At 72.7% G+C, this 10,133-nt stretch carries 10 protein-coding genes and 1 pseudogene; 9 read left to right on the forward strand and 2 right to left on the reverse strand.

The window, feature by feature from the left end; all coding sequences use genetic code 11:
- From ACWEO5_RS36415 to ACWEO5_RS36445, 7 genes and pseudogenes are all read left to right on the forward strand, one after another.
- A pseudogene (locus ACWEO5_RS36415) lies at window positions 1–382 on the forward strand (N-acetyl-gamma-glutamyl-phosphate reductase); the annotation flags it as partial.
- Window positions 379–1,170: an amino acid kinase family protein gene (locus tag ACWEO5_RS36420; protein WP_344559730.1), complete on the forward strand. Its 792-nt coding sequence runs from the start codon at window positions 379–381 to the stop codon at window positions 1,168–1,170. The pseudogene ACWEO5_RS36415 and the gene ACWEO5_RS36420, both read left to right, overlap by 4 nt.
- Window positions 1,171–1,181: 11 nt before the next feature.
- The gene (locus tag ACWEO5_RS36425) at window positions 1,182–1,745 is read left to right on the forward strand and encodes a type 1 glutamine amidotransferase (RefSeq protein ID WP_452166393.1); all 564 of its coding nucleotides are present in this window, start codon (window positions 1,182–1,184) and stop codon (window positions 1,743–1,745) included.
- A 35-nt stretch (window positions 1,746–1,780) separates the two neighbouring features.
- Window positions 1,781–2,899 carry a Glu/Leu/Phe/Val dehydrogenase dimerization domain-containing protein gene (locus ACWEO5_RS36430; RefSeq protein WP_452166394.1) on the forward strand — a complete coding sequence of 373 codons (1,119 nt, stop codon included), beginning with the start codon at window positions 1,781–1,783 and terminating at the stop codon, window positions 2,897–2,899.
- On the forward strand, window positions 2,896–4,521 hold the full coding sequence (locus ACWEO5_RS36435) for an AMP-binding protein (protein ID WP_452166395.1): 1,626 nt from the start codon (window positions 2,896–2,898) through the stop codon (window positions 4,519–4,521). Before ACWEO5_RS36430 ends, ACWEO5_RS36435 begins: the two co-directional genes overlap by 4 nt.
- A 58-nt stretch (window positions 4,522–4,579) precedes the next feature.
- On the forward strand, window positions 4,580–5,878 hold the full coding sequence (locus ACWEO5_RS36440; RefSeq protein WP_452166396.1) for a pyridoxal phosphate-dependent aminotransferase: 1,299 nt from the start codon (window positions 4,580–4,582) through the stop codon (window positions 5,876–5,878).
- A complete protein-coding gene (locus ACWEO5_RS36445) occupies window positions 5,875–6,774 on the forward strand; it encodes a fumarylacetoacetate (FAA) hydrolase (protein ID WP_452166397.1) in 900 nt (299 codons plus the stop codon). Before ACWEO5_RS36440 ends, ACWEO5_RS36445 begins: the two co-directional genes overlap by 4 nt.
- Here the strand turns inward: ACWEO5_RS36445 and ACWEO5_RS36450 are convergent.
- Entirely contained in the window at window positions 6,750–7,166 is a 417-nt protein-coding gene (locus ACWEO5_RS36450) for a MerR family transcriptional regulator (protein WP_452166398.1), read from the reverse strand. The two genes, ACWEO5_RS36445 and ACWEO5_RS36450, sit on opposite strands and share 25 nt — an antisense overlap.
- Before the next feature lie 64 nt (window positions 7,167–7,230).
- On the opposite strand from ACWEO5_RS36450, the gene ACWEO5_RS36455 reads away from it, so the two are divergent.
- On the forward strand, window positions 7,231–8,439 hold the full coding sequence (locus tag ACWEO5_RS36455) for an MFS transporter (protein WP_452166399.1): 1,209 nt from the start codon (window positions 7,231–7,233) through the stop codon (window positions 8,437–8,439).
- A 161-nt stretch (window positions 8,440–8,600) separates the two neighbouring features.
- Here ACWEO5_RS36455 and ACWEO5_RS36460 read toward each other — a convergent pair whose 3' ends face one another.
- Window positions 8,601–9,302, reverse strand: a complete 702-nt coding sequence (locus tag ACWEO5_RS36460; RefSeq protein WP_380275404.1) for a response regulator transcription factor — start codon at window positions 9,300–9,302, stop codon at window positions 8,601–8,603.
- A 154-nt stretch (window positions 9,303–9,456) separates the two neighbouring features.
- Here ACWEO5_RS36460 and ACWEO5_RS36465 point away from each other — a divergent pair, with 154 nt between their 5' ends.
- Window positions 9,457–10,056, forward strand: a complete 600-nt coding sequence (locus ACWEO5_RS36465; RefSeq protein WP_452166400.1) for a TetR family transcriptional regulator — start codon at window positions 9,457–9,459, stop codon at window positions 10,054–10,056.
- Window positions 10,057–10,133: the final 77 nt, after the last annotated feature.

Below are 10,133 nucleotides of genomic sequence, written 5' to 3' on the forward strand. Positions count from 1 at the left end.
TGTGCGGTCGCTGAGCATGTCGGCGTACGGGGTCTCGCACGTGCGCGGGCTGATGGCCAGCAGTTACGTCTTCACCGACGACGCGGTGGACGCGCGCACCCTGCAGCGGGCGTACCTGCGGTTCTACAAGGACCATCCGTTCGTGCGGGTGCGCCGGTCCAACGAGACGCTGATCCCGGTGCCCGACCCGCAGGCGGTGCTGGGCTCCAACTACTGCGACGTGACCGTCCTGCACGACGAGGAGGGCGGGCGGATCGTGGTGCTGGCCGCGCTGGACAACATGGTCAAGGGCGCTGCCGGCCAGGCGCTGCAGGCGACCAACCTCCGATTCGGCCTGCCGGTGCAGACCGGCCTGACCATGCAACCGGTGATGCCCGCATGAGCGCGACGACACCCACCGTGGTCAAACTCGGCGGCTCCACGCTGCACGCGATGCCCGACGCCTGGTGGGACGACCTCGCCGAGCACGGGCGCACCCACCCGCTGGTGCTCGTGCACGGCTGGTCCCGCCCGCTGCGGCTGCTGCGCCCCGAGTACAGCGAGCCGTCCGCGATCCTGCGCGACCGCTACGGCAACCAGAGCCGCTGGACCACCCCCGAGGTGCTCGCCGACATCAAGCAGGTCAGCGCCGCCCTCACCGAACAGCTCGACGGCCTGCTCGGCGCCCGCGGCATCAGTACCGAACGGGTCGTCGGCAGCGACGGCCTGGTCGGCGCGGCCGCCGGCGAGCGCTGGTGGTGGAAGGACAAGCAGCTCGTCGAGCTGGACAACCTGGTCGGCCCGATCACCGACGTCGACCCGACCCTGCTGAAGGGCCTGCGGCCCGGCCACTGCGTCCTGGTCACCCCACTGGCCAGGAACACCGCCGGGCAGGAGGTCAACACCGACGGCGACCGGGCCGCCGCGGCCGTCTCCGGCGCCCTCGGCGCGACCGCCCTGGTCCTGGTCACCGACGTCCCGCACCTGCTGATCGACGACCGGCCGGTGCACCGGATCACCGCCGAGGCCGTCGCGGAGTTCCGCGACAAGGGCGCCACCGGCGGCATGCGCAAGAAGCTCCGGGCGGCCGGCGAAGCCCTGGAACGGGGCGTGCAACGGGTCGTCATCGGCAGCGCACCGGTCACCGACCTGCTGGCCGGCCGCACCGGCACCGTCATCACGCCAAGCTGAGGAGTGGACCCGTGGCACGAACCCGCGTACTGGTCGTCAACAACGGGACGCTGTCCCTGAAACAGCTCCGCGGCCGCTTCGAACAGCTCGGCTCCGACACCGACGTCGTCGACGCGGCCCACGTACCGGACCGGATCGACGGCCGGTACCAGGCGATCGCCCTGAGCGGCACCAAGGTGCGCGCCTACGACAGCGACTACTACCGGCCGCTGATCGACCTCGTGACGGGGACCGACGTCCCGGTCCTCGGGATCTGCGGCGGCATGCAGATCATCGCCGTCGCGGCCGGCGGCCGCCTCGCCGAGGGCCCGCAGCGGGTCGGCGGCCACGAGGCCCAGGTCGACACCGGGGAGCCGGTCTTCACCTACGTGAAGCCCACCGTGACGGTCTTCCACCGGCACACCCTGTACCTCCAGGAGGCCCCCGCGGGCTTCCGCGCGATCGGCCGCTCGGAACACGCCCCGGTGGAGTTCCTGCGCTCCGACGACGGCCGGATCTTCGGCGCCCAGGCCCACCTGGAGTTCCGCCCCGACGGCCTGGAGATCATGCGCGGCTTCAGCAAGCTCTACCTCTGACCCGTCCCACCCACGCACCCACGGAGGAACTGGACATGACTGCTCCGCACGACCCACAGGGCCCCGCGTTCACCGTCCACCTGGGCGGTAGCGGCGGCACCGTCAAGGGCTGGGTGGTGGTCGACTCCCTGGTCGACGGCCTGGCCATGGGCGGCACCCGGATGACCCCCGGCGTCACCGAGGAGGAGGTCGCCGGACTGGCCCGCGACATGACCGAGAAGTTCACCCTGGCCGGGCTGCGGATCGGCGGCGCCAAGGCCGGCATCGTCTCCGACGGCAGCGACCGCGAGCGGACGTTCCGCACCTTCGGACGCACCGTCAAGCCGCTGCTGCACGGCGGCATCCACCTGGGCATCGACATGGGCGTCACCCCCGCCGACCGGGCGGTGTTCTTCGAGGAGGCCGGCTACGACCCGCGCTACCGGCTCGGCGCCCCCGACATGCCGATCGACTGGCGCACCTACTACGAGCCGCTGATCGACTGCACCGGGCACGGCGTCGGCGTCGCCGCCGTCACCGCCCTGGAGGGCGGCCACCGCACCGGCCCGGCCCGGGTCGTGGTGCAGGGCTTCGGCGCGGTCGGCCGCGCGGTCGCCCGCTTCCTGGAGGACCGCGGCCACGTCGTGGTGGGCGTCGCCGACGTCCAGGGCACCATCAGCGCCGACCGGCTGCCGGTCGCCGACCTGGTCGAGATCACCGACGAGTTCGGCCGGATCGACCACTCCCGGCTCCCGCAGGGCGTCACCGTCTCCACCGCGCCCGACGCCTGGCTCGACCTGGACGCCGACCTGCTGGTCCTGGCCGCGCAGAAGTACGCGCTGAACGACGAGAACGTCCACCGGCTGCGGGCCGCCCTGGTGGTCGAGGGCGCCAACCTCGCCTCCACCGCCGAGGCCAAGGAGAAGGTCGCCGCCGCCGGCGGCGTGCTCGTCCCCGGCGTGATCGCCAACATCGGCGGCGCCGGCTCGGCCGCCCTCGCCGTCACCCGGGTCGTCCCGTTCGAGCTGTCCGACGCGGCCCGCAAGGACTGGGTCTTCGACTGGGTCGCCGAGCGGGTCCGCCGCAACACCCGCGACCTGCTGGACATCGCCGCCTCCCGGGCCGGCAACCCGCTGCCCGAGCTGCTGGACGCCCGCCGGAAGGAACTCCGGTGACCCGGGCGGGGGCCGCGGACCGGATGGCCGAGTACCGGCGGCGCGGCTGGTGGCGCGACCAGACCTTCCTGGATGACCTGCGCCAGCAGGCCCGGGAGCGCCCGCACAAGCTCGCCATCGCCGCCCGGCGCCTCGACGAGGCCCGCACCGACACCCTCGACTACGCCGAACTCTCCCGGCTCACCGACCGGTTCGCCGGTGCGCTGCTCGACCTCGGCGTGCGGCGCGGCGACGTGGTCGCCGTCCAGCTCCCCAACCGGTGGGAGATGGTGCCGCTGATGTTCGCCTGCATGGCGGCCGGCGCCGTCATCTGCCCGATCGCCCCGGTCTGCCAGGAGGAGGAGCTGCGCCACCGGCTCGCCCTCACCGAGGCCAAGGTGTGCATCACCCTGCCCGAGTGGGACGGCTACCCGCTGGCCGCCGCGGTCTGCGAACTGCAGTCCGAACTGCCCCTGGAGCACGTCGTGGTGGTCGGCGGGCACGCCCCCGACAAGGCGGTCGACTTCGCCGACCACTTCGTCTCCACCCACTGGGAGAAACACGCCATGGGCGACCTGGAGGGCCGCCAACTCCGGCCCGACGAGCCGTTCGTGGTGCTGTTCACCTCCGGCACCACCGGCTTCTCCAAGGGCGTCGTGCACAGCCAGAACACCGTCCACTCGGGCGTCCGCGGCTACGTCGACACCTTCCTGCTCCGCGACGACCTGGTGGTCGCGGTCACCACGCCGCTGGTGCACTACTCCGGCTTCGGCCAGGGCGTGCTGGCCGGCGTGATGCTGGGCGGCACCGTCGCCTTCCAGGACGGCCCCGACCACAGCGGCCTGCTGGACCTGGTCGAACGCTACGACGCCACCCTGCTGTACGGGCCCCCGCCCACCCTCTCCGGCATCGCCTCGGCCCAGCGGGCCGACCCGCACGACGTCTCCAGCCTGCGCCACACCGTCACCGGCGCGGCCCCCGTGCTCCAGGAGCTGGTCGACGAACTGCGCGACACCTTCGGGGCCCGGACGTACTCGGTCTGGGGCATGTCCGAGTTCGGACCGGTCACCATCAGCCGCCTCGACTACAACCAGGACTGGGCGGCGCACAGCCACGGCCGACCGATCGACTCCATGGAGATCCGCATCGACATGTGCCACGACCCCGACGTCCGGGCCACCGTCGGCCGGCTGCGGGTGCGCGGCGCCTCCCAGGCCCTCGGCTACTACAAGCAGCAGGAGGCGTTCGACTCCGAACTCACCGGCGAGGGCTGGTTCGACACCGGCGACGTGGCGCGCGACGACGGCCGCGGCGGCATCCGGATCCTGGGCCGCGCCAAGGACACCATCCTGCGCGACGGGATCGTCGTCCCGATGGCCGAGCTGGAGGCGATCATCTCCCGCCACCCGCAGGTCGCCGACATCGCCCTGGTCGGCCCCTCCGGGCAGGTGGACGACCCGATCCTGGCGTTCGTGGTGCCCCGCAGGGGAGCCGAGCCCGCGCTCAAGGACCTCCACGCCCACCTGCGCGAGCACGGCCAGGACCCCCGGTTCTACCCCGAACGCCTCGAACTGCTAACGGAGTTGCCGAAGACCCTGACCGGCAAGGTCCGAAAGATGGAGCTCCGGCAGAAGTACGCCTGAGCCCCGCCGCCCCTCCCGACCCCGACCACCCGTCCGCGCAGCGACCCTGGAGCAGACCATGCCACAACCCGTGCCGGTGACCGTCTCGGCGACCCTCGCCGCCGACGAGGCGCTGGCCCGCCGACGCAGCGCCGGGGAGGCGGTCGTCCCCCTCGCCAGCGGCGAGATCGGACTCCCCGTCCTCCCCGAGCTGCGCGAGCGGCTCGCGGGAGCGGCCGGCCTGAACGCCTACGGCCCCGTCGCCGGAAGCCCGGAGCTGCGCGCCGCCGCCGCCGGCTACTGGCGGCGGCGGGGCCTGGACGCCGATCCGGACCTCGTGGTCAGCGGACCCGGCAGCAAGCCCCTGCTGTTCGCGCTGATGCTGGCCGTCGGCGGCGACGTGGTGATCCCGGTCCCGAGCTGGGTCAGCTACGCCGCCCAGGCCGCGCTGGCCGGCGGCCGGGCGATCCCCGTGGCCACCAGGCCCGGTGAGGGCGGCGTGCCCGACCCGGAGGCGCTCCGCGCGGCGGTGCGGAGCGCCAGGGCACGGGGCCGCGACCCGCGGAGCGTGGTGGTCACCCTGCCCGACAACCCCACCGGCACCGTCGCGAGCCCCGGCACCGTCCGCGAACTGGCCCGGGCCGCAAGGGAACTGGACCTGGTCGTGATCTCCGACGAGATCTACTGCGACCTCGTCTTCGACCCCGCCGACCGGGCCGTCTCGCCCGCCGTTTACGCACCCGAACGGACCGTCGTCACCACCGGCCTGACCAAGAACCTCGGGGTCGGCGGCTGGCGCACCGGAGTGGCCCGCCTCCCCGACGGGCCGCTCGGCCGGGACCTGCACCAGCGGCTGGTCGGCGTGGCCAGCCAGGTCTGGTCGAGCACCGCCGCACCCGTCCAGGCCGCCGCCGCCTACGCCTTCGCCGAACCCCCCGAGGTGCTCGCCCACGTGGCCGCCAGCCGGCGGCTGCACGCGACGACGACCCGGGCGGTGGCCGCGCTGTTCGCCGCCGCGGGCGCCGAGCTCACGCCCGTCCGGGCCACCTGCTACCTCTACCCCGACTTCGAACCGCTGCGCGCACGCCTGGCCGACACCCACGGCGTCCGCGACGGCGCCGGGATCGCCGCCCTGCTCGCCGAACGGCACGGCGTCGTCCTGCTGCCCGGCAGCGCCTTCGGCGAACCCGACGCCTCCCTGCGGGTCCGGGCCGCGACCAGCCGCCTGTACGGCGAGAGCGACGCCGAGCGCGCCGCCGCCCTGACCGCGCCCGACCCGCTGCAACTGCCCTGGATCCGGGACTCCCTGGACCGCGTCATGGCCGCCCTGACCGATCTCGTGGCCGACCGGCCGCCAACCCGAGGAGAACTCTCATGACCGTCGTCGTCTTCGAGTGCGAGTACAAGGGCCTGCGCTACGCGGGCCTCGGCCTCCCGGTGCCCGGCCGGCCGCACACCCTGCACCGGGTCGCCGAGGACACCCTGCGCGCGGCCGTCCTGGCCGGCGGCCCGCAGGCGGTGGCCGAGGCGGTGACCGCCGACCCCGAGACCGTCACGGTGGCCGTCGACGACCCCGAACTGCGCCTCCTGCCCCCGCTGCTGCCCACCGCCGGCAACGACTCCCTGGTCAACGGCTTCATGGGCACCCACCGCTCCAAGTTCGACCGCGCCCCGGCGCCCGACGAGGAGTTCGTCGCCCCCAACTACTACCTCAAGGGCTCCGGCTCCTGGCTGCGGCTGCCCGGCGAACCCCTGGTCACCCCCGCCGAACCGGTCTGGCTGCTGGAGGAGCCGGAGATCGCGCTCGTCCACGTCAACGACGAGGACGGCAACCCCCGGTACGCCGGCTACACCTTCGGCAACGACCTCAACGACATCGGCGTCCACCTGCAGAACAAGTGGGCCTGGACCCCGTACGCCAAGCTCTGCGAGACCTCCGTGACGCCCTGGCTGTTCCTGGACGAGCCGCCCCGGACGGTGACCGGCCGGGTCACCGTCGAGCGGGACGGGGCCGCCGCCTGGCAGGGGGACTTCTCCTGCGGCCTCGACTCGCTCTTCCAGCGGGTCGAGGACATGACGGCCCACCTGTTCTCGCACCCGCTGCTGCGCCGCCCCGGCCTGGTCAACTACCTGCTGCTCGGCGCCGACAAGGCCACCTACCACGACGGGTTCCGGATCGAGGACGGCGACCGCCTGGTCCTCGACGTGACCAGCCACGGCGTCGTGCTGGACAACACCGTCCAGTACGGTCAGGCCGTCGCGGCCAAGTCGTAGGCCGCGGGTGCGGCGGGGGTGCCGACCGGCTGCTGCTGGAGGAGCCGGGCGGTGTCGAGGTAACCGGAGATGGCCCGGTGACCGCGGGTCAGGCACTCGATGCGCTCGGCCAGCCGGTCGCGTTCGCGCTCCAGCGTGGCGATGGTCTCCGGGGTGGCGCCGGAGATGTGGATGACCTGGGTGGTCAGGCACGGGAGGATCTGCCGGATGACCCGGGTGGGAAGCCCGGAGTCGAGCAGCCCCCGGATCTGCAGCACCCGGTCGACGCACCGTCCGTCGTACACGCGGTAACCGTTCGTCGAGCGCTCGGGGACGAGCAGTTCCTGCTCCTCGTAGTAGCGCAGCAGGCGGCGGGAGACGCCAGTGCGCTCGGAGAGTTCTCCGATCCGCATGTGACCAGCCTCATGTCTCATCGTCTTGACATTCACATCTATGTGAGGATTCGAGGATAGCACCATGTCAACTTCGCAAACCGAGCTCCGCTCCGATCCGGCTCCCGCGCCCGACGGCGGGAAGCTCCCCTGGTCGCCGCTGCTGGCCCTGGGCACCGCCGCCTTCATGGGCATCCTGACCGAGGCGCTTCCCGCGGGCGTGCTCCCGGAGATGGCGCACGACCTGTCCGTCAGCGAGTCCGCCGCCGGCCAGTCCCTCACCATCTACGCGATCGCCACCGGCATTTCGGCGATCCCGATCTCCAAGGCCACCGCGGCCTGGCGGCGCAGGCTGCTGCTGCTGGTCTCCGTCCTGGTCTTCGCGGTGGCCAACGTCGTCACCGCGGTCTCCTCCAACTACCCGCTCACCATGGTGTTCCGCTTCGCGGCCGGTGTCGCCGCGGCCGTGGTGTGGGCCGAACTCGTCGGCTACGCAAGGCGGTTGGCGCCGCCCCATCTGCAGGGCCGGGCGATCGCGATCACCATGGCGGGCATCCCGCTCGCCCTGTCCCTGGGCATCCCGGTGGGCACCTTCCTCGGCAAGGCGTTCGGCTGGCGGCTGACGTTCGGTCTGGTCACCGTGGTCTCCCTGCTGCTGGTGGTGTGGATCCTCGCCTCCGTCCCGGACTACCCGGGCAGCCGGCCCGAGCAGCGCGAGCCGATCCTGAAGGCGCTGCGGCTGCCCGGCGTGGTGGCGGTCCTGTTCGTCGTCGCCGCCTACGTCCTGGCGCACAACATCCTCTACACCTACATCGCCACCTTCCTGGACGAGTACGGCATGGGAGGCTCCCGCGACGTCATCCTGCTGGTCTTCGGCCTCGCCTCCATGGTCAGCATCTGGATCACCGGAGCCCTGGTCGACCGCAGGCTGCGGGCCCTGACCATCGGCAGCACCGCGCTCTTCATCGTGGCCTCCGTCCTGCTCGGCGTCCTGGCCACCAACAGCTTTACCGTCTACCTGGCGATGGTGCTGTGGGGCCTGGGCTGGGGCGGCGTCGCCACCCTGCTGCAGACCGCCGTCACCGACGCGGGCGGCGACCGCGGCCAGGCGCTGCTGGTCACCACCTGGAACTCGTTCATGGCGGGCGGCGGCGCGGTCGGCGGCATCCTGCTGACCGCCCTGGGCCCGACGTCCTTCCCCTGGTTCGTCCTCGCCCTGCTCGCCCCCGTGCTGCTGGTCGTGCTCGGCGGCCGTTCGCACGCCTTCCCGGTCGAGCGACCCGGCGCGGTCTGAGGCCGGGGCCGGAACCGGTGGAACGCGGAACAGCCCCTGGGACCACGGCTTTCGGGCCGTCGGTCGCAGGGGCCGTCCGTCGTGCGGGGCGGTGCTCCGCGGGGCGGTGCTCCGCGGAGCGGGGCGGTACGCGGTGCGGGGCGGTGCCGTGCGCCGGACCGTCAGCCGAAACCCATCCGGTAGCCGACGCCGCGCACCGTGGCGATCCAGGTGCCGGCCCCGAGCTTGGACCGCAGGTTGCTCACGTGGGTGTCGATGGTGCGGCTGGAGTCCGGCCAGTCGGTGCCCCAGACCCGGGACATCAACTCCTTGCGGGAGAGCACGTTCCCCGGGTTGACCGCGAGGACGTGCAGCAGCTCGAACTCCTTGGCGGTCAGGGTCACCGGCACGCCGTGCACCCGGACCTCGCGGGTGCGGCCGTTGATGTGCAGTTGGTCGATCGAGATCACGTGGTCCGGCCCGGCGTGCGGGTAGGCCCTGCGCAGCAGGGCCTGGATGCGGGCCGTCATCTCGCGCGGGCTGCACGAGGTGACGACGCAGTCGTCGGCCCCGGCGTGGAGCGCCAGGACCCGGTCCAGTTCGGTGTCGTGGGCGGTGAGCGAGATGATCGGTTTGTTCCCGGCCCCGCGGATCTGCCGGCAGACCTCCAGGCCGTCGATGTCGGGCAGGTCGAGGCCGAGCAGGACCAGGTCCGAGTGCTCCTGTCGTCGCAGGGCCTCGGCCCCGGTCTCGACGCTGCTGGCCGCGTACCCCTGTCGGCGTAAGTGGTGCACCCGTGTCTCCGCCGCCGATGCGTCGTGCTCGACGACGAGCACACGGACCGTCAGGGCGTCCTCCGTTCTCAGGGTGGCCCCGTGCATCATTGCGTCCCCTCGTGCGCCAGTTGGGTGTTCCGGTGGTGGGGCACCATGTCGCCCCTAGGCCAAATAAATAATAGTCTCTTTTTTTTTAAAATCATAGCCGCGCCTGGTAGCTTCGCGTGGGTGAACGAAGGACCGGGCGGCTGGGGAGGGCCATGTGACACAGGAGAGGGCTGCACGAACCCGACAAGCCCTCGTCCGCGCGGCGGCGGGGGAGTTCGACCGCGGGGGGTACGCCGGATCCTCCCTCGCGAAGATCAGCAAGGCGGCCGGGATCTCGATGGGGGCGCTGACCTTCCACTTCCAGACGAAGGAGCAACTCGCCGCCACCGTACGGGCGCAGGGGTACGCCATGACCCGGACGGTGGTGCAGCAGGTGGGGCGCGGGCAGGAGGTGCCGGTGCACTCGGTGGTCTCGCTGACCCTCGCACTGGCCGAACTCCTCGAACAGGAACCGGTGGTGCGCGCGGCGGCCCGGCTGACCAGGGAGCGCTCCGGGACGGGACCCGACTGGACGCTGGCCTGGGTGCCGGACCTGCGGGAGTGGTTGGACCGCACCGTCCGCGACGGATCCGTCGACCTGCCCGACCAGGAGGCGGTCGCCACCCTCGCCGCCCACCTGGTGATCGGCGCGGAGGCGGACGCCCGCCGCCTGGCGGAGCGCGGCCTGCGGCCCGGCGGCTGTCCCGTCGCCCGGCTCTCGGCCGTCTGGGACCTCATGCTGCGCGGCATCTCCGTTCCCCGCCAAGGCGGTTGACACTCTCCGTGGGCCCGGGGACGGGGGGCCCCCGGCCCCGGGCGCCGACGCCCGCGGACGAGACCCAAACCCCGCCA

Source organism: Kitasatospora sp. NPDC004272, assembly GCF_053603035.1.